This window comes from Pseudobacter ginsenosidimutans (genome assembly GCF_007970185.1).
In the GTDB taxonomy this organism is placed as follows: Bacteria; Bacteroidota; Bacteroidia; order Chitinophagales; family Chitinophagaceae; genus Pseudobacter; species Pseudobacter ginsenosidimutans.
In genome coordinates this window covers 7528811-7547142 of sequence record NZ_CP042431.1, presented here as the reverse complement: position 1 = coordinate 7547142, position 18332 = coordinate 7528811, and the positions used below count along the sequence as shown (strand labels likewise).

17 protein-coding genes are annotated in these 18332 nt (G+C 47.9%); 10 read left to right on the top strand and 7 right to left on the bottom strand.

All coding sequences use genetic code 11. The annotated features are described in order from the left end of the window. Positions 1 to 18: 18 nt before the first annotated feature. Together FSB84_RS29660 and FSB84_RS29655 are read right to left on the bottom strand one after the other, a co-directional pair. Positions 19 to 1170 carry a FecR domain-containing protein gene (locus tag FSB84_RS29660; RefSeq protein WP_130544063.1) on the bottom strand — a complete coding sequence of 384 codons (1152 nt, stop codon included), beginning with the start codon at positions 1168 to 1170 and terminating at the stop codon, positions 19 to 21. A gap of 68 nt (positions 1171 to 1238) precedes the next feature. Beyond that, positions 1239 to 1826, bottom strand: a complete 588-nt coding sequence (locus FSB84_RS29655; RefSeq protein WP_130544062.1) for an RNA polymerase sigma factor — start codon at positions 1824 to 1826, stop codon at positions 1239 to 1241. A 236-nt stretch (positions 1827 to 2062) separates the two neighbouring features. Here FSB84_RS29655 and FSB84_RS29650 point away from each other — a divergent pair, with 236 nt between their 5' ends. The 5 genes from FSB84_RS29650 (at position 2063) to FSB84_RS29630 (ending at position 4600) form a co-directional block, all read left to right on the top strand. Then, positions 2063 to 3127 carry a branched-chain amino acid aminotransferase gene (locus tag FSB84_RS29650; protein ID WP_130544061.1) on the top strand — a complete coding sequence of 355 codons (1065 nt, stop codon included), beginning with the start codon at positions 2063 to 2065 and terminating at the stop codon, positions 3125 to 3127. 120 nt (positions 3128 to 3247) lie between these two features. Next, positions 3248 to 3628, top strand: coding sequence for a 30S ribosomal protein S12 (gene rpsL / locus FSB84_RS29645; RefSeq protein ID WP_130544060.1), 381 nt, complete (start codon positions 3248 to 3250; stop codon positions 3626 to 3628). Between the two features lie 32 nt (positions 3629 to 3660). Further along, entirely contained in the window at positions 3661 to 4128 is a 468-nt protein-coding gene (gene rpsG / locus FSB84_RS29640; RefSeq protein ID WP_127132331.1) for a 30S ribosomal protein S7, read from the top strand. A 74-nt stretch (positions 4129 to 4202) separates the two neighbouring features. Continuing rightward, positions 4203 to 4388: a hypothetical protein gene (locus FSB84_RS29635; RefSeq protein WP_147122438.1), complete on the top strand. Its 186-nt coding sequence runs from the start codon at positions 4203 to 4205 to the stop codon at positions 4386 to 4388. 14 nt (positions 4389 to 4402) lie between these two features. Continuing rightward, positions 4403 to 4600: a hypothetical protein gene (locus tag FSB84_RS29630; RefSeq protein WP_147122436.1), complete on the top strand. Its 198-nt coding sequence runs from the start codon at positions 4403 to 4405 to the stop codon at positions 4598 to 4600. Between the two features lie 15 nt (positions 4601 to 4615). Here the strand turns inward: FSB84_RS29630 and FSB84_RS29625 are convergent, their stop codons facing one another. From FSB84_RS29625 to FSB84_RS29615, 3 genes are all read right to left on the bottom strand, one after another. Continuing rightward, on the bottom strand, positions 4616 to 5464 hold the full coding sequence (locus tag FSB84_RS29625) for a glycosyltransferase family 2 protein (RefSeq protein WP_130544058.1): 849 nt from the start codon (positions 5462 to 5464) through the stop codon (positions 4616 to 4618). A 74-nt stretch (positions 5465 to 5538) separates the two neighbouring features. Beyond that, the gene (locus FSB84_RS29620; RefSeq protein WP_147122434.1) at positions 5539 to 6978 is read right to left on the bottom strand and encodes a T9SS type A sorting domain-containing protein; all 1440 of its coding nucleotides are present in this window, start codon (positions 6976 to 6978) and stop codon (positions 5539 to 5541) included. 98 nt (positions 6979 to 7076) lie between these two features. Beyond that, the gene (locus tag FSB84_RS29615) at positions 7077 to 8150 is read right to left on the bottom strand and encodes a S8 family serine peptidase (protein WP_147122432.1); all 1074 of its coding nucleotides are present in this window, start codon (positions 8148 to 8150) and stop codon (positions 7077 to 7079) included. A 167-nt stretch (positions 8151 to 8317) separates the two neighbouring features. Between FSB84_RS29615 and fusA the strand changes: the two genes are divergently transcribed. Continuing rightward, on the top strand, positions 8318 to 10468 hold the full coding sequence (gene fusA, locus FSB84_RS29610) for an elongation factor G (protein ID WP_130544056.1): 2151 nt from the start codon (positions 8318 to 8320) through the stop codon (positions 10466 to 10468). A 265-nt stretch (positions 10469 to 10733) separates the two neighbouring features. Here the strand turns inward: fusA and FSB84_RS29605 are convergent, their stop codons facing one another. Both FSB84_RS29605 and pnuC read right to left on the bottom strand, forming a co-directional pair. Then, complete coding sequence (locus tag FSB84_RS29605; RefSeq protein WP_130544055.1) at positions 10734 to 11789, bottom strand: acyl-CoA dehydrogenase family protein; 1056 nt, start codon at positions 11787 to 11789, stop codon at positions 10734 to 10736. Positions 11790 to 11791: 2 nt separating this feature from the next. After that, positions 11792 to 12433 carry a nicotinamide riboside transporter PnuC gene (pnuC, locus tag FSB84_RS29600; RefSeq protein ID WP_130544054.1) on the bottom strand — a complete coding sequence of 214 codons (642 nt, stop codon included), beginning with the start codon at positions 12431 to 12433 and terminating at the stop codon, positions 11792 to 11794. Between the two features lie 471 nt (positions 12434 to 12904). Here pnuC and FSB84_RS29595 point away from each other — a divergent pair, with 471 nt between their 5' ends. The 4 genes from FSB84_RS29595 to rplC all read left to right on the top strand — a co-directional run bounded on the left by FSB84_RS29595 (position 12905) and on the right by rplC (position 18297). Then, entirely contained in the window at positions 12905 to 15091 is a 2187-nt protein-coding gene (locus FSB84_RS29595; protein ID WP_207234342.1) for a S9 family peptidase, read from the top strand. A 104-nt stretch (positions 15092 to 15195) separates the two neighbouring features. Further along, the gene (locus tag FSB84_RS29590) at positions 15196 to 15999 is read left to right on the top strand and encodes a hypothetical protein (protein WP_130544052.1); all 804 of its coding nucleotides are present in this window, start codon (positions 15196 to 15198) and stop codon (positions 15997 to 15999) included. A 954-nt stretch (positions 16000 to 16953) separates the two neighbouring features. After that, complete coding sequence (gene rpsJ, locus FSB84_RS29585; RefSeq protein WP_014220852.1) at positions 16954 to 17259, top strand: 30S ribosomal protein S10; 306 nt, start codon at positions 16954 to 16956, stop codon at positions 17257 to 17259. 420 nt (positions 17260 to 17679) lie between these two features. After that, positions 17680 to 18297 (top strand): 50S ribosomal protein L3, encoded by a 618-nt coding sequence (gene rplC, locus FSB84_RS29580; RefSeq protein WP_130544051.1) that lies wholly within the window; start codon positions 17680 to 17682, stop codon positions 18295 to 18297. Positions 18298 to 18332: the final 35 nt, after the last annotated feature.

The window sequence follows — 18332 nt, the reverse complement described above, 5'->3', positions numbered from 1 at the left end:
GAAAATTTTATCTGGTGATTATTGAATGGCCTTAACCGTTAATTTTTTGCCTTCAATAGTAAACTCCACATTGTTTGCCTGCAAAGCTTTCAATACGGCGGACAGGCTGCTGTTCCTTTTGATGATCACGAAATACTTTTCATCGGGAATTTCGCCATCATAAACAATGTTTACATCGTACCATCTGGAAACCTGTCGAAGTATGGTGGAAAGGCTGGCGCTTTCAAAGTGAAAGTAGCCGTTCTTCCAGGCCATTACTTCTGCTGTGATGGCATTGTTGCTGATGGAAATTTTTCCATCGGCGCCGGATCGTGATTGCTGTCCGGGAGTTAACTGCACGGTGTTGTTGTTCCTGGTGACATTTACGCCACCTTCCAGCAGTGTTGTTGTGAGGAAAGGTTCGTTGGTGTAGGTATTTACATTGAAATGAGTGCCGGTAACTTCGATCTGCATGTCGTTTGCCATTACGCGGAACGGCATGTTCTTGTTACGGGCCACTTCGAAGTAGGCTTCACCGGTGATGGTTACATCTCTGTTGTTGCCGGTGAATATGGTAGGATAGGTGATGGACGAGGCTGCGTTCAACCATACATGTGTTCCGTCCGGCAATTGCAATTCATATTGTGTGCCATTGCGGGTATAGAGCGTATGGTTTTCCGGTTTGGTGGAATTGCTGTTGTAGTGCAGCATGCCACTATCGTTGTTCACGGTCAGGTGCTGCTCTTGCAGGATCTTTCCATGCAGGCTGTCAAGCTGCAGTTCCTGCCCGTTGGCGAGTTTCAATACTGCGCGATCGCGGGATACAGGTGTTGTTTGTTCTGTTGCTGCGATCACAGGCTGATCTGATTGGGTATTCCCAAAGTACAGATAAGCGGTGATGCCGGTGACTATCAGCAGAACAGCGGCTGCGGCCCATTTGACCGGGAACCTGCGTTTCATCGGGATCACAGGAACTTCTTCTCCGCGGATCTCCCGAAGCAGTCTTGCCTGCATTTCATTTTCCAGCATTGTCTTTTCTTCATCAGAAGCGAAAGGATTCTGCCGTGGGCTCATTGCATCCTGGTAATCGAAGTACGTTTCAACGAAAAGAATTTCTTCCGCTGTAGCCGTTCCGAGCTCATATCTTTTCAATAATTCCTGTACATATTTCTGATCACTGCTGTTGAGCATGCAATAGGCCGTTTAAATTGTAGTCACAAAAAAATAACCTGTTTCCCGACGAACCGGGAATTTTTTTTTCAGGCTTTGAAATGGGAAGAACCGGAAACAACCATCATGATCACCATCAGTTGTGTCAGCCATGCTTTCAGTTGTTGCGTGGTAATGCTGAGATTGTTCTGAACGGTTTTGGCGGATATGTCCAATTCCGATGCGATCTCCCTGGCGGAAAGGTTTTCGAAATAATATTTGACGAAGATCTGCCGGCGTTTCTCCGGGAGCGCTGCAATCCAGGCATCGAGGAGTTTGAGGAATTCCTGCATGTTCACCTGGCTGTCTGCTTCGAAAGGAGAGTAGAGAATGGTTTGAAAAACATCCAGGAAATGAGAAGACTTATTCCTGTTGATATAATTGATCACGCGGAAGCGGATGGCTTTTTCAAGATAGGCAGGAAGATGGTTCACTGAAAGTGATTCCCTTCTTTTCCAGATATCGATGAGCACATCGTGCACGATCTCCTTTGCTGCGGCCTTGTCAGTCAGCTTCCTGTATGCCGAGCGGTACAACTGTTCCCAATACCTGTTGTAAATTGCTGTGAAAGCCTTTTCCTCATTGAGTTTGAGGGAATCCAGCAGTTGTTGGTCCGTATATGTCTGATAATTGTTCAAAAGGAATGCAGCAGGGGATGGTGAAGCAGTGTGATGGGCATGCGGATCAGTTTTTTGGCCGGGTTAATTTTTTCCAAATTAGGATTTTTATTGCGGAGCAGTTCAATTTTTATATGATCAGATGCGGGGAGATGGTGAAAGGCTGATGTGCTAACATTTGTTAGTAATTTAATCGCCTTCATTTTGCAGCCACCTACTTTCTTCGTTTCTTTGTGGTTCTAAAAACAAAAGGAATTATGATTGATGCCTATAGCATTCCTGTTACAAAAACTGAACGTAGCAAGTTGAATGACACGCCCCTGGAGAATATCCCCTTCGGAAAGCTCTTTACTGACCATATGCTGGTAGCGGATTATATCAATGGTGAGTGGACGAATGTAGAGATCAAGCCTTATCAGAACCTTTCTGTGGCTCCGTCTCTCGCTGCCATCCATTACGGACAGGCTATTTTCGAAGGTATCAAGGCGTACAGGAATGCTGCAGGTGAGGCATTTATCTTCCGTCCATATGATAACTGGAGCCGTTTCAATATCAGCGCAAAACGCATGCAGATGCCTGAGGTTCCTGAAGAGATCTTCATCGAAGGCATGCGCCAGCTGATCAGCCTCGATAAGAAATGGATCCCTGATTATGCCGATCATTCGTTGTATATCCGTCCTTTCATGTTCTCGACTGATGAAGTGATTGGTGTGAAAGCCTCAGAGACCTACAAGTTCATGATCATCCTGAGCCCCACAGGGCCTTACTATAGCACACCTGCAAGGATCTATGTTGAAGAGACCTATACACGTGCCGCTCCCGGTGGAATCGGCTTTGTAAAGGCGGCAGGCAACTATGGCGCCAGCATGCTGGTGACAGCAGAGGCCCGCAAACAAGGGTATGACCAGGTGTTGTGGACCGATTCGGCCGAGCATAAATATGCGCAGGAGATTGGAACCATGAATGTATTCTTCGTTACCGGCAATACTGTACTGACTCCTGACCTGGAGCAGGGCACTATCCTGAATGGTGTAACCAGGTCCAGCGCCATCACCATCATGAAGGAGATGGGGTATAAGGTAGAGGAGCGTGAGGTGAGTATCGAGGAAATGATCGGGCTGTACAAGAAGGGGCAGTTGCAGGAAGTGTTTGGAACAGGTACTGCGGCTACTATCACACCGATCCGTGAGCTGAAATACAAGGACTTTGTAATGACCTTCAATGTGGAAGAGTGGAAGGCCGCTCCTGAAATGAAGAGAAGGCTGACCGATATCCGGGAGGGTAGGGCCGCTGATAATCATGGATGGTTATTCAAAGTGTAAACGGCTCATTTACAGTGAAAAAAACGCTCAGTTAAAATATTTCACAAATTAGATTTTCAAAATTTGGTAAATAACAGGTAGGGGGTTACCTTTGCCGTCCCAAAAATCAAAAGGTTTAGAATGCCTACAATTCAACAACTGGTAAGAAAAGGAAGAGAGATCATCAAGGCAAAGAGCAAATCAAGAGCTCTGGATTCCTCACCATTCCGTCGCGGCGTATGTACCCGTGTTTATACAACTACTCCGAAGAAGCCTAACTCCGCTTTGCGTAAGGTTGCCAAAGTGCGTCTGACAAACAAAGTAGAGGTGATCGCTTATATTCCGGGTGAAGGTCACAACCTGCAGGAGCACTCAATCGTGCTGGTAAGGGGTGGTCGTGTGAAGGACCTGCCAGGTGTTCGTTACCACATCGTACGTGGTAGCCTGGATACTGCCGGTGTGAAGGACAGAAAGAAGAGCCGTTCTAAATACGGTACTAAAAAGGAAAAAGCTAAAAAATAATCAAACAGTACGCATTTATAAATAATTCATAAATGAGGAAGACAAAAGCCAAGAAGATCGCCCCGGCGCCTGATTCTAAATATAATGACGCTCTGGTTACGCGCTTCGTGAACAACCTGATGTGGGAAGGTAAGAAGAACACTGCCTTCACCATTTTCTATGATGCGATGGATCGCGTGTCAAAGACAACCAATGAAAACGGTTATGAAATTTGGAAAAAGGCGTTGAGCAACGTTACACCAGCTGTTGAAGTTCGCAGCCGTCGTATCGGTGGTGCTACCTTCCAGATTCCTACCGAGGTTCGCCCGGACAGGAAGATCTCCCTCAGCATCAAATGGCTGATCCGCTACAGCCGCGAGAGGAACGGTCGTAGCATGGCTGAGAAGCTGGCTAATGAGATCGTTGCTGCCGCTAAAGGTGAAGGCGCTGCTTTCAAAAAGAAAGAAGACACTCACCGTATGGCTGAGGCAAACAAAGCCTTCTCTCACTTCAAAGTTTAATGTCACTTTGATCCATATAACTGAGCCCTCACCCAGGTGGGGGCTTTTTGTTTATACCGTAATGCCTGCACCTTATGATCAGAACACTTGCCCATCTGTTACTGCTCACTATCGTGGTACTCGCCTGTCATGAACAGGGAGCCAATGGCACGGAATCACGAGCCAAACACGATTCCGCTACCATCGCACCCATTGACGATTCCAGCGGACAATCCGCTGAATCACTCGCCATCCGCCCGTTGATAGGACCTGGGCTATGACCGGAGAATCGCATATGAGTTTTCGTCTCAGTAAAGACTCGCTCTATTATCCCAACAATGATGATGGATTCCTGTACAAGGCCACGCAGGACAGTATCCATTTCTACATGGATGGATATGTAAATGATTTTGGCTGGAAGATCAGATCAAATGATACGCTGGAGATCATTGTAGATACTGCGCAATCCCATTTTTATTACAGGTTGAAGTAAACAGATTGTGCCAGCTCAGGAAAGCTGTCCCAGTTTCTTGATGAAATTCTTGAATTTGACTTTGCCCGGTATCTGTGGTTCGGTCAACAGGCCATCGTATGCCTTTCCTCTTTTCAGATAATATTCAGTGAAGGTGCTAGGTGTGATCCCCCATTTGCGCAGGAACGTACGGTAACCATTATTCGCTACTACACGGCCTGTGGATTTTGTTCCGAAATGATACACGCGACTGGCCGCTACTCCTTTGAAGATCCTTACACCGAGTAACCATAGTTTCATACAGAGGTCCGGATCGGAGTAAAAGCCGGGGGAGAACTCGATGCTGTAGCCACCGATCATGTCCCAGAGGTCCTTGTGCATGATATTCGGAGGCCAGGTTGTGCCCTGCCAGTCTTTCATCGGCAGGTCTTTGAAAGTGCGCAGCAATTCTTCTTCGCGGAAGCTGCTGATATCTTTTCCGTAGTCTTTGCTGATGGTGCATACATTATGGCTGTCGGGCTCAATCAATGTGCCTGAGAGCAGGAAGTTCTTATGCCCGATCTGCTGGATCTCCTTCATCAGTTCTGTATCCCAGCCGGGGCAGGTGTACATATCATCGTTGATGTACAGGATATAATCTGCTGTTGCCAATGGCCTGGCCAGGTTCATCGCCAGGCAGATGCCGATATTGGTATCGCTGTGATTGAATTTGATGTCGGGTTGTTGTTTCACCCACTCCAGTGTGCCATCGCTGCCATCATTCACGTGAACAATGATCTCGTGGGGAATGATGGAATTCTTCCTGATACTTTCAACACAGCACCTGAGATAGGCCAGGTTGTTCCAGGTGGGAATGAGGATCGAAAAGCGGGTGGAATGGTTCATCGGGTTCTGTTCTTTGGGGCCAAAAATAACCAAGGAATCGACAATGCTCTCAATTTTATTTAGCGTGCAGGATATTATTTGACCAGTACCGATGACCTGCCAACCGTTTTACCTTCCTTCCTGATGATCACGTAATACAAACCGCTCTTCAAACCCGCTACCGGCAGCCATTGCGGAAAATTCACCAGGGCCTGTTGTTTCAGCAGTTGCCCATGTGCGTTGTACAACCCGATAACGGCTTCACTGAAATCCTTTGCATGTACCCATACGCCGCTGTTGGTGGCAACAGGGTTGGGCCAAACGAGATAGTTGCCATCCTTCACTACCAGTATTTTCTCAGGTTCACTGTAGATGAATTGTCCGGTTGCCAGTTCGATCCTGAGCCGGTAATTGTTCTCTCCCTGTAAGAGCTGGTCATCTTCCCATTGATATGAATTGACGGATGGGAAATCAATAGTCTGTAATGATCGCGCAGATCCTGATCCCAGCTTTTCCAGTACGAGTTGTTTTACCTGATACAAGGAACCCAGCTCAGCTGTGATAGAGGCCCGGTCTGTTTCCTGTAAGAAAGCGAGAAAGTTTTTGATATAACAGCCTACTCCCTGTGTGGTATAATCGAAAGTGAAACTTTTTTGCCCGGTCTTTCCTCCGATCACCGGCGCGATGGCATAGAGCAGTGAGGGCTGCCGGTCCTTTTTGAAAACAGCGTGAGTGCCGGCTGTGGTAGAGATTACAGAACGAAGGTACTGGTCATCGTTTCCCAGCGTAAACAGTGAATATTGCGGAACGCCGGGAGATTTGTTCCAGCCGACCAGGAAACTATCTGTGCAATTGAATCCGGTGAACCCCGTAATGCGGGAGCTGACGATGAATTCATCCGACTGAATAATTTTCGATCCAACGGTAATGCGCAATCGAACAAGTGAATTAATGTCCGGTACTGCCCAGCGGTAACATCTTTTTGCGAGATCCACATGCGCGATCATCTGCCAATTATCTCCATCTGTTGAATATTCAAGTATGCCATTGCTTTCAGCAAAAGTGGATGCCCAGCGTACAACATAGGCTGCACCTCCTCTCAATGGATCGGAACCGGCAGGCGCATACCAATGAAACCTGTCTGCTGTGTCTGCCTGCCAGGCGATGGAAAAATCCTGCGATCCGCTGACCCTGCTGCCTTTGATGATCAACTGGTATTGTCCGGGCTCAGGAAAGTTAAGTGAAACCTGTTCTGTGTTGTTGATCGTATCGATACTGCGATGCGCAGGCTTGCTCAAAGAATCTGCATGCGCAGCCTGTGAAAGCACCCAGGGATAAACAACAGCGCCTGATCCGGTATGTTTCAATTGCAGATCGAGGTCATGCAGAAGTGCTTTGTTATCGCCGGGATCAGCAGGCGGATCGGTCCAGCAGAGGGTGGCCTTGAATCGACTGATGCCAGGCCCGATGTTCAGATCGTAAATGATGGTTTCACTGTTCTGCACAGCGCCGGTGAAAAATCGGTTGTTGTGCATCGTTAGTACGGCATTGGCGGCATTGGCATTGCCATAACCTGAAGCGTAATCCGGCCCTTCGTTCCACAGATCATCAGCGCTGTTGATGAGAATGGCTTTTACCAGAGAGGCAGGGGAAGGTCATTGTTGCCCCGGTTGAGCCGGAAGCATTGCTGCAGCAGCAATGCAATGCCGGAAACGATAGCCGCGGAACCGGAGCTTCCATCCTGTCCATATGCCATGAGCTCGGGTTTCAGTCTTCCGTCGTATGCGGGTCCCCGTGAGCTCAGGGGAGCGATATTGTAGAAAGAATCGATAGCGCCAACGGTAATGATGTTCTTCGCCATCTTGAAACTGCCGGTGAGATTGGCGAAGCCGGGAATATTGGCGTAGGCGCCGCTTTCAGCTGTTGCCAGTCCTTCATTGCCTGCACTGAAAACGTGTACAAGCGCCGGATTGGCGATGAGGCTTGCATCATAGGCGAGTGCATCGGCCCCGTAATAATTCTCGATGGCTGTGCCATAGGAATGGTTTTGCACGCTGATATTGTAACGCTGGTAGTCTTCCTCTTTTTCAGGAAGGAGATTGATGAAGCTGGCGGAGCTGATGGTAGCACCACTGGCAGCTCCTTTGCCGGTAATATGGGAGTTGCCTGCACCTGCGGCCATGGTGCCCATGATAGTGGCGTGTGTGGAAGTACCTGCATCGGCAAGCGATGTTGAGAGGAAGCGGCCGCGGAAATCGATATCGGCGGTATCGGGCCTGCGCTCCTTGAGGCTGAGCACGAGGTTACGGCCATCGAGGGAGGGCTGCAGGTGGTGGATGGTATTGAGCTGATTGGCGCTGGCATCGAAGGTTATGATGGTGAGTTCTTCCTTTGGAATGCGGGGCTGATCGGCATAGCGGATAAGGCCGTTGCGGACCAGGGGCAGCAGTTCCCGCCAGGAGGCGTTCAGGACTGTGAGGCCCGTGCGGGGATCATGTCTCGTTATGGGATTGGGCCCGATTTTAATGAGCTGTTTCCTGAGGAGGGAAGTATCTTTGCAAAAGATCCACCATATAGTGGGTTGATTGTCAGTTGAATTTTTGACAGTGGCCGGACTGAACCTGCCTGAGGGGACAGGGCCTGGTTCCTGGGCGGTTGCGGCAGGCAGCCATCCGGATAAGGCGAGCAGCAGGTAGAATTTTCTCATGATTCAGGCGGCGCTGTTCTTAAAGTTAAATATTTGTGACTGCCCGCTGGCCACATAAATTTTGCGGCTGCCACACGTATTTTTCCGGGTATTTTGATTACCTTTGCGCACCAAATTTCAGGGAGCATTGTTCCCTGTTCACATTAAAAAGCAAACAAAAACAAGTCATGGCAGACTTAAGACTACAAAGAAATTTTGGTATTGCGGCTCACATCGATGCCGGCAAAACCACTACCACAGAGCGTATCCTGAGGTATACCGGTATGATCCACAAGATTGGTGAAGTACACGACGGTGGCGCTACCACTGACTGGATGGAACAGGAAAAGGAGAGGGGTATTACCATTACTTCTGCTGCTGTTAGCTGCCAGTGGCAATTCCCTACCGTTAACGGTAAGGCTGATGCAAACACCAAGAAATACTACTTCAATATCATCGATACTCCGGGCCACGTGGACTTCACCGTAGAGGTTGAACGTTCCATGCGCGTACTGGATGGTCTGATCGCGCTGTTCTCTGCCGTTGACGGTGTTGAGCCTCAGTCTGAGACTGTATGGCGTCAGGCTAACCGTTACAAGGTTCCCCGTATCGGTTTCGTGAACAAGATGGACCGTTCCGGTGCAGACTTCCTGAACGTGGTAAAACAAGTGAAGGAAATGCTCGGAGCCAAAGCCGTTCCTCTTCAGCTCCCTATCGGTGCAGAAGACGATTTCAAAGGCGTGGTTGACCTGATCACCATGAAAGGTGTTATCTGGGATATGGCTACTGAAGGTATGACCTTCACTACCATTCCTGTTCCTGACGACATGAAGGAAGAAGCAGAACTCTGGAGAGCCCAGCTGATCGAGGCTGTTGCAGAGTATGACGATAAACTGATGGAGAAATTCTTCGATGATCCCAACAGCATCACTGAAGCTGAAGTACACGAGGCTATCCGCAAGGCTACCATCGACCTCAGCATCGTTCCGATGATGTGTGGTTCTTCATTCAAGAACAAAGGTGTACAAACTGCACTGGATGCCGTTTGCCGCTACCTGCCTTCTCCTGTGGATATCGAAGACACCAAAGGTATCAACCCTGATACCGGTGAAGAGGAAACGCGTAAAGCTGATCCTAAAGCTCCTTTCGCTGCACTGGCCTTTAAGATCATGACCGATCCTTTCGTAGGTCGTCTCGCGTTCTTCAGGTGTTATAGCGGCCACCTCGATGCCGGTTCTTATGTTAAGAACATGCGTTCTGGCAAGAACGAGCGTATCAGCCGTATCATGAAGATGTTTGCCAACAAGCAAAACCCTATCGACTTCATCGAAGCAGGTGATATCGGTGCGGCTGTTGGTTTCAAGGAGATCAAAACCGGTGATACCCTTTGCGACGAAAACCATCCGATCGTTCTCGAGAACATGTTCATCCCTGAGCCTGTGATCGCGATCGCGGTTGAGCCTAAAACTCAGGCTGACGTTGACAAAATGGGTATGGCTATCGCCAAACTGGTGGAAGAAGATCCTACACTCCGCGTAAATACTGATGAAGATACCGGTCAAACCATCCTCCGTGGTATGGGTGAGCTGCACCTGGAGATCATCATCGACCGTATGCGTCGTGAGTTCAAAGTAGAAGTAAACCAGGGTGCTCCCCAGGTTGCTTATAAAGAAGCGTTCCGCAAATCCATCGAACACCGTGAGGTGCTGAAGAAGCAGTCTGGTGGTCGTGGTAAGTTTGCCGACATCATCTTCGAATTCGGTCCTGCCGATGAAGAATGGCTGAAAGCAAACGACGGAGAACATTTCCAATTCGTGAACGATATCTTCGGTGGATCTATCCCCCGTGAGTTCGTTCCAGCTATCCAGAAAGGCTTCCAGGCTTCTATGGGTACAGGTGTTCTGGCAAACTACCCTGTTGAGAACATGAAGGTTCGTGTATTCGACGGTAGCTTCCACGCGGTTGACTCTGACTCAATGAGCTTCGAGCTTTGTGCAAAAGCAGGTTTCCGTGAGGCAGCCCGTAAAGCACAGCCCGTTCTCCTGGAGCCTATCATGAAAGTGGAAGTGATCACTCCTGATCAGTACATGGGTGATGTTACCGGTGACCTGAACCGTCGTCGTGGCATGCTCGAAGGTATGGACAGCCGTGCTGGTGCACAGGTGATCAAGGCAAAAGTTCCCCTGTCTGAAATGTTCGGTTACGTAACACAGTTACGTTCACTGAGCTCCGGCCGTGCTACTTCTACCATGGAGTTCTCTCACTACTCTCCTGCACCTAACAACATCGCTGAAGAAGTGATCGCGAAGGTGAAAGGAAAAGCAAAAGTTGAAGATTAATAGCATTTTGCTTCAGATATTATAGGGCTGACCTGAAAGGTCGGCCCTTTTTCACTTGTGCGCGTTTGATTACCGTCTCAGTACTGTCTTAATACTATCCCAGAACTATCAGGCCTTTTTTACCCGGTAGGATCATACTATCGGACTACTGTCCCGCATAGCCCCTTCATAGCCTCCGCATACCTCTGAGTACAACCAACAGGCAACTAATCCCCAATTAGCGGGCAACTAATGTACAATTCGGGACTTCTAACAAATTGATAACTCAGATCTCCCGCAACAATTTATGCTGACTGGCTGTGTAAAAATTTCGCCAGATCCTGTTCGCTTCCGTATTGCTTTCTGCTGCATGCATACCCATTGCCGGATACAATACCTGCATCAGTTTACCACAAACGGCATACAATTCACGACTACACTTACTGATCTCCGTTAGCAGGCCATCAGGAATATGTGATTGCTGAAGAAGGCTGGTCCAGCTGCTGTTGATCTTCTCATAAAAAATATCCCTGGCCTGCATCAATTCCTGTTGCAGTTTGAGAGCGGCTTTGTCAGGCTCTGCCGCATGATGGAAATATAATTCCAGGAATCGCATGGCCATGCCTGAGAAGTTTGCACAGAGGGTGGCTTCCGCGAATTGTAAAAATGGAAAACGATAAACTGCTTGTGATAACACAGCATAGGCGGGATCGATTTCAAACCTGCGATTGGTGGGAACGATCAGCGGGCCTGCTTCAAAACTGAGGCTGGCTGTGGCGCGCATGCCCATCATGTTCCAGTCCTGTTGCAGTTTTACCTCGGATGGATATAACCAGAAAGCGGCTGCGGCGGCAATGCCATTCCCATCTTTCAATATCGCTCCATTCTCTTTCAGATTACACACGCAGGTGAAAACAGTGGCGTGTGGAGCGCCGGTTGCATATTTCCAGTGACCGGCGATATGGTAGCCATCGGCTTTCAGCTCGGCTGTTCCCGTTGCTGCGCCGCTGCCGGCGAAACAAACTTTGGGATTGCTGAATAATTCACCAGCAATGGCCGGCTCCAGGAAGCCGATGAAGAAATTGGCGCCACTGCATAACGTGATGGTCCAGCCGAAACTGCCATCCACCCAGGCCAGGGCTTCTTCCAGTTGCAGTGCTTCCGGAAATGATAATTCAAGTCCACCACTGGCTTTCGGTACAAAGAGATTGAACCAGTTGTTGCGGTAGATCAGCTCCAGCTGTGCAGGATGCAGTTGATTGAACTGTTCGGATGCTGCAGCAGTATTGCGGATCATTTCTGCTGCTTCCGTTGCAATCAACTCAGAAAATGGAATATTCATACTCACTCGATTGATGGCATCAGGAAATTATCTTCTTTCTCATTTTGTCTGGCTGTTTTCCGCCATTTGAAATATCCCTGTACGGCAATGACGAACAAAAATATCGTAAGCCCTGCATACAGTGGCAATTGTTTATGGAAGAGGAGAGGGACTGCCACTGCATTGGAGATATTCAGCAATATCCAGTTTTCCACTTTTCTACGGGCGAGTAACCACATGCCTGCCCAGGCAGTAGCGCTCACAAAAGCATCGGCCACGGGAACAGTACTGGGTGTAAAGTACCGCAGGCACAAATACAATCCTGCAAAACCGATCCCTGCAATCAGCAGCACAGTAAGCCAGTCCTGCGAATTACTGAAGCTCACTTTCACGGCTGGCTTATCTTTTTTCTTCACCCAATACCACCAGCCATAAATGCTCATTACGATATAATATCCGTTGAGGAGGCATTCCGCATAGAGCCCCGCTTCGAAGAGGATGAAAACGGAAAGTGTGGTGGCCCCGATGCCGGCAGGATAGAGCCAGATCTTATTGGCGCGGGCCAGTAATACTTCAGCAACGCCCAGTGATACGGCAATCCATTGCAACAGCGGCGTTTCTCCGATCTGCTGCCAGAGCAGACGGATCCATTCTTGTATGTTCATAGTTTGTGTTTTTTCCCTACGCCGGCATTACCCGGATCAGGTGGATGAAGAAAACAGTTGGGCAGTTTTCTTCAAAGGGTATATTCTCAGCCTGAAAGGCACCCCCTCTTGAATCGGACACGAAATTATGAAATAATGGGGATCGAAAGATGATCTGTTCCGGTCAGCTTTTCAATTTAGCGGATATGACTGTTTTCTGCACAGTTATCCATTCAATCCTTACACCTGCAAACAGCTAGTGATGCGGCATCACATATTTGATTTCCTTTGTATCCTTAACTACGCCTTTGGTGCGACCGGAAACGCACCAAACCGGCTCGAAGTTAGTAGCTAATACCTGGAACTAAACCTCCAAAGTATCGGGCCTCCTGCACCGGCAGGAGGCCTTCTTTATTCCCATTTATCATTCTTTTTAATGGCCTGATGGTTTTTGTCTTAATTTCCAGCCCTAAAATTTTGCCGGTAATGCATATGAAAAGAACCTTTAAAAGTCTGATAGTTTTAGCTGTTGGCGTTTTGAGTATGAATGCCATCATGGCCCAGGAACTGCAATGGGCAAAGGACGGGAACAGCTACTATGAGCTGGACCAAAAGCAGGGTATCGTTCAGATAGCGCCCCAGAGTCCTTCCGTGGTAGTGATGAGCAAGACGCAGCTCACGCCGGCCAATCAAAAGAATGTGCTGGATGTTGCCAGCTTCAGTTTCTCAGAGGATGATCAGAAGATCCTGCTCTTTACCGATACACGTAAGGTATGGAGGCTGAATACAAAAGGTAATTATTGGGTGTACGATAAGAAAGCCGCCAGCCTCAAACAGATCGGCAAGGGCCGTCCCGCTTCGAGCCTCATGTTCGCAAAATTCTCCCCGGACGGAAAGAAAGTGGCATATGTAAGCGAATTCAATATCTATGTGGAAGACCTCGCCACCGGAGCCATCAAAAAGCTTACAACAGATGGCAGCCGCAAACTGATCAACGGAACTTTCGACTGGGTGTATGAAGAAGAGTTCTTCTGTCGCGATGGTTTCAGGTGGAGCCCAGATAGCCGTCAGATCGCTTTCTGGCAGATCGATGCCAAGAACACGAAGGACTACCTGATGATCAACAATACCGATTCTATCTATCCGGTGGCTGTGCCTGTGGAATATCCCATTGCAGGCGATGCGCCTTCTCCATTTAAGATCGGTGTGGTGGATATTGCTTCCGCCAAAACCAGCTGGATGAAAGTGCCCAACGATAAAGTACTGCAAAGCTATGTTACCCGCCTGGAATGGGCCGGCAACAATGAACTGATCATGCAGCATATGAATCGCAGGCAAAATGAAAGCAATATCCTGCTCTGCGATACCAGGACCGGCGTTTCCAAAAGCATCTATAATGAAAAGGATGCCGCCTGGATAGATGTGATCCAGCTCTGGGATGAAGACTATATCTGGGGTGGATGGGACTGGATCAATAACGGAAAGGAATTCATCTGGCCTTCTGAAAAGGACGGCTGGCGCCATCTCTACAGGGTAAGCCGCGATGGAAAAGAAACCCTCATCACAGCAGGCAACTACGATGTGATGGATATTGTTTGTATCGATGAAAAAGGAGGCTACGTTTATTTCATGGCTTCTCCCGATAACGGCACGCAGAAATACCTGTATCGCATTGCCATCGATGGAAAGGGTACTGCTGAAAGACTTTCACCCGCAAGCCAGCAGGGCATGCATTCCTACGATGTGAGTCCCAATGCGAGGTACGCTGTTCACGGGTTCTCCAATTACTACACACCCGGTACTTCCGAAATGATCACACTGCAGGACCATAAACCTGTGGATGGAACTTCGAAGATCGAAAGCAATATGGCAAAGGCCGATAAAAGCAAATCCAAACTCGAGTTCTTCAAACTGAAAATTGCCGAAGGCGTTGAAATGGATGGCTGGATGGTGAAGCCGCAGAACTTCGATGCCAATAAAAAATACCCCGTTGTATTCTACGTTTATACTGAACCGTGGGGACAGAACGTGAAAGACCAGTGGGGCGTAGGCCGCAACTTCCTCTATGCCGGTGATATGACCAGTGATGGCTATATCTATATCTCCATCGATAACCGCGGCACTCCTGTTCCGAAAGGACGCGAATGGAGAAAATCCCTTTACCGCAAAATCGGACAACTGAATATCAGCGACCAGGCCGCAGCAGCCCGCGAAGTGTTGAAATGGAATTTCATTGATACCAGTCGCGTAGCAGTATGGGGCTGGAGTGGCGGTGGTTCAGCCACCCTCAACCTGATGTTCCAGTATCCGGATATCTACAAAACAGGCATCTCTGTGGCGGCTATTTCCAACCTGCATACGTATGACAATATCTATGAAGAAAGATATATGGGCCTGCCTGAAGAGAATAAACAGGATTACCTGGCCGGTTCACCGCTCACTTATGCAAAGAACCTGAAAGGGCACCTGCTGTACATCCACGGCACTGCTGACGACAATGTGCATTACAACAATGCCGAAATGCTGATCAATGAGCTGGTGAAACACAATAAACAATTCCAGTTGATGAGCTATCCCAACCGCACGCATAGCCTTGCGGAAGGAGAGGGCACATTCATGCACCTGGCAACGATGTATACCAACTTCCTGAAGCAGTACTGTCCGCCCGGAGCCCGCTAGAACGGACGCCCGGAATACAGTTAGTGAAAATATTAAATTCGTTATTCCTTAACAGGGGTAGACAATTTTAATGGTTAATTTAATGGTTCTGAAAGAGCCTTACCATGAAAAATAGTCTACCCCTTTTCATTTGTATTATCCTGGCGGCCACCGGTTGCAACAGGTATCAGTATCTTACCATCAACAGCAACAATAACAATCTCAAACAGGCCGGAGGAGAGTCGAGGGAATTTGTGATTGAGAACGACAGTCTTCAGATCACCTATAATTTCCAGGGTGAGAATGCTCCCGTGCATATCAGGGTCATGAACAAGCTGGACCGGCCCATAGCCATCGACTGGAAGCGGTCAGCCCTGATCGTGAATGATAAGGCTATCAGTTATATGATCGATGAATTGAAGACCACCGGTACTGCTGTTACCAACAGCGTGAACTGGAACCGGGATTTCTCCACCTCCTTCACTACGTTCAGTGCAGTAACCCCATTGCCGGTGGATTGGCAGATGATCCCACCAAAATCTTTTATTGAGAAGACTCCCCTGGGAGTAACCAATGCTTTTGTTGATAGCAGAGATAAGAACACATTTGTAAGCTCGAAGAAAGTATTGCCTGATGGAACGGAGCTGGTGGTGAAGGAAGCCAGGTTTACAGAGGAGAATTCTCCTTTGAAATTCCGGAGCTACCTGACAGTGCTAACCGAAGGGAATGGCAGTATCAGTCCGGTTGTGTTTGAGCATGCTTTTTATGCCTCCAATATTACCAATTCGATGGTGAAGCCTTCGGACCTGGCCCTGGGCCGGGCCTATGTAAAGAAGACAACGGCCTTCGGAACCGGCTTTGGAGTAGTGGCCGGAGCAGCGATTGTTGGCACTGCGGCGGCGCTCACTTCTATGTCTGAAGGAAAATAGAAGTAATCAAGCGTAACTATTTGTTTTATATATGTATAATGCATTTGCTAGCCACATTTGACTAACAGTAAGCCACAAACGATAAAATTCCCCACTTTAATCAGCCTGGATTAATCTGTTTTGTTGAGACTGCATTGTAACTTATTGTCTGGGTACAAACAGTCTTATAAGTGAGCTTAGAGTTGAAGAAAAGCATTACAAAAATTGTCAATAAACATCGTAAGGCATTATTTATCATTGTGTGACAATTATTTATTCGAATTAAAGATGAAGTTCTGTGTTGGAGGCCCGAGGGAGATTTTCAGTAATTGAAGTCACCCGGGAAGCACTGATTTGAAGAGGTTTGCATCGCGAATAATTTCAGCATTTGCTGCCGCTGCCGGAAGCAATGCGATCCAGCTGTGAATACCCTGGGTTTTGTTGAAGTAGTCTGGCACCCGGTTCAAAATTTCCTGAGCGGATGTGCACAATAAACGAATTGTAAATGGGGTGATATTAATCGTATATCCGGTGGGGCCTGTTGTGTGGGTTATATGATTGCGGTGTCTGGATCTTGCCATCCCGGAAATGAAAACTGACAACTGCTGGAAGCTGCATAATCAAATACTTGTGGTATGGAAGAGGTCATCTGACTTTGTACGCCGGTTCCTCCATATATATGTTAGGGGAGGAAGAGTAGGGGCTTGGGGCCTGTGATAGTGGGAATTGCGAATGACTTCGAAGAAAAAAGATAAAAAAAATTAGCTTTTGTAATGGTTTCTGGTAATTGAAGCGCCTAAGGGTTATTTCCTGAATTCCAGGCAAATAGGAAGATAATAGCGGCAAAGTTGGTTAAAATGACTAGCTTTGCCGCTCTTTTTTAATGGATGGGATCAAAAGTTTTTGGGAAATCTTTTGTTAGAAAAGAAACTAGCCCTTACCTTTGCATCCCCATCGAAAAATGGGTTTTGGAATATGTCTCAACGAATCAGAATCAAATTGCAATCATACGATCACAACCTGGTTGACAAATCAGCAGAGAAGATCGTGAAGACTGTGCGTAGCACCGGCGCTGTAGTAACAGGCCCTATTCCTTTACCTACAAGGAAAAAGATCTTTACAGTTCTGCGTTCACCACACGTGAATAAGAAGAGCCGTGAGCAATTCCAGCTCTGCACGCACAAACGTCTCCTGGATATTTATACTTCCAGCAGCCGTACAGTAGATGCGCTCAGCAAACTCGATCTGCCCTCCGGCGTAGAAGTTGAGATCAAAGCGTAAAATTTTAAGAGACCTTGTCTGGGTTCCAGGATCCTGACAAGGTTTTTTCATAGCTCTTTCCAACCTATTCTGCAAACCTGGCCGGTAAAACGGCTGATAAAGCAGCGCTGGGTAAATAAAAAAATTACGGTTCCTCCGGGAATCGTTCGAGTGAAAACATTTAAATATGAACTAGCCCTTCGAGGTTAGTTTACTATCGGTACTTCCATCACCCGCCGAGCCATATGCCTCAGAGAGGCTTCCTAACAGAAAGGCAACAGCGGGCATCCCGGAAGGGATGAACGAAGCAAACGGCAGATCTCCGGATCAGGCAGCTTCGGTGAACAACGGAAAAGGTCGGTAGCAAACGGGGATTGAAGTCCTGATGGTCATCCGTCATCAACTGTCTCTTCAACCTTTCGAAGGCATAAATTAAAAACGATGAAAGGAATTATTGGAAAAAAGGTCGGGATGACCAGCATCTTCAGTCCTGATGGTAAGCAAACTTCTTGCACCATCATTGAAGCTGGTCCCTGCGTAGTTACCCAGGTTAAGACAAAAGAAACCGATGGGTACAGTGCAGTGCAAATAGCTTACGGCGACAAAAAAGAGAAGCACACTATTCTCGCCGAAAAAAATCACTTCGCTAAGGCAAACACTCCCGCCAAAAAGGTCGTTAAAGAATTCCGCGACTATTCTCTCGAAAAAACATTAGGTGAAACTATCTCTGTAGAGATCTTTACTGAAGGTGAAACCGTTGACGTGGTTGGTACTTCAAAAGGTAAAGGTTTTCAGGGGGTAGTTAAACGTCATGGATTCAGTGGTGTTGGTGAACAATCACACGGTCAGCACGACCGCCAGCGCGCTCCGGGTTCTATCGGTAACTCTTCTGACGCTTCACGCGTATTCAAAGGCATGCGCATGGCAGGCCGTATGGGTGGCGACAGGGTGAAAGTGAAAGGACTGAAAGTGGTTAAGATTTTCCCTGAAAAGAATTATATCCTCGTGAGCGGATCAGTTCCCGGTCATATTGGAGCCGTTGTATTTGTTCAGAAATAACATTAACTGTTGAACAGACCCAGTGAGGGTCACAA

Bases quoted from the DNA above. Each gene is read 5' to 3' on its own strand.
- FSB84_RS29660 (WP_130544063.1), bottom strand. From the start codon at position 1,170: ATGCTCAACAGCAGTGATCAGAAATATGTACAGGAATTATTGAAAAGA.
- FSB84_RS29650 (WP_130544061.1), top strand. From the start codon at position 2,063: ATGATTGATGCCTATAGCATTCCTGTTACAAAAACTGAACGTAGCAAG.
- rpsL (WP_130544060.1), top strand. From the start codon at position 3,248: ATGCCTACAATTCAACAACTGGTAAGAAAAGGAAGAGAGATCATCAAG.
- rpsG (WP_127132331.1), top strand. From the start codon at position 3,661: ATGAGGAAGACAAAAGCCAAGAAGATCGCCCCGGCGCCTGATTCTAAA.
- FSB84_RS29635 (WP_147122438.1), top strand. From the start codon at position 4,203: ATGATCAGAACACTTGCCCATCTGTTACTGCTCACTATCGTGGTACTC.
- FSB84_RS29630 (WP_147122436.1), top strand. From the start codon at position 4,403: ATGAGTTTTCGTCTCAGTAAAGACTCGCTCTATTATCCCAACAATGAT.
- FSB84_RS29625 (WP_130544058.1), bottom strand. From the start codon at position 5,464: ATGAACCATTCCACCCGCTTTTCGATCCTCATTCCCACCTGGAACAAC.
- FSB84_RS29620 (WP_147122434.1), bottom strand. From the start codon at position 6,978: ATGCACAACAACCGATTTTTCACCGGCGCTGTGCAGAACAGTGAAACC.
- FSB84_RS29615 (WP_147122432.1), bottom strand. From the start codon at position 8,150: ATGAGAAAATTCTACCTGCTGCTCGCCTTATCCGGATGGCTGCCTGCC.
- fusA (WP_130544056.1), top strand. From the start codon at position 8,318: ATGGCAGACTTAAGACTACAAAGAAATTTTGGTATTGCGGCTCACATC.
- FSB84_RS29605 (WP_130544055.1), bottom strand. From the start codon at position 11,789: ATGAATATTCCATTTTCTGAGTTGATTGCAACGGAAGCAGCAGAAATG.
- pnuC (WP_130544054.1), bottom strand. From the start codon at position 12,433: ATGAACATACAAGAATGGATCCGTCTGCTCTGGCAGCAGATCGGAGAA.
- FSB84_RS29595 (WP_207234342.1), top strand. From the start codon at position 12,905: ATGAAAAGAACCTTTAAAAGTCTGATAGTTTTAGCTGTTGGCGTTTTG.
- FSB84_RS29590 (WP_130544052.1), top strand. From the start codon at position 15,196: ATGAAAAATAGTCTACCCCTTTTCATTTGTATTATCCTGGCGGCCACC.
- rpsJ (WP_014220852.1), top strand. From the start codon at position 16,954: ATGTCTCAACGAATCAGAATCAAATTGCAATCATACGATCACAACCTG.
- rplC (WP_130544051.1), top strand. From the start codon at position 17,680: ATGAAAGGAATTATTGGAAAAAAGGTCGGGATGACCAGCATCTTCAGT.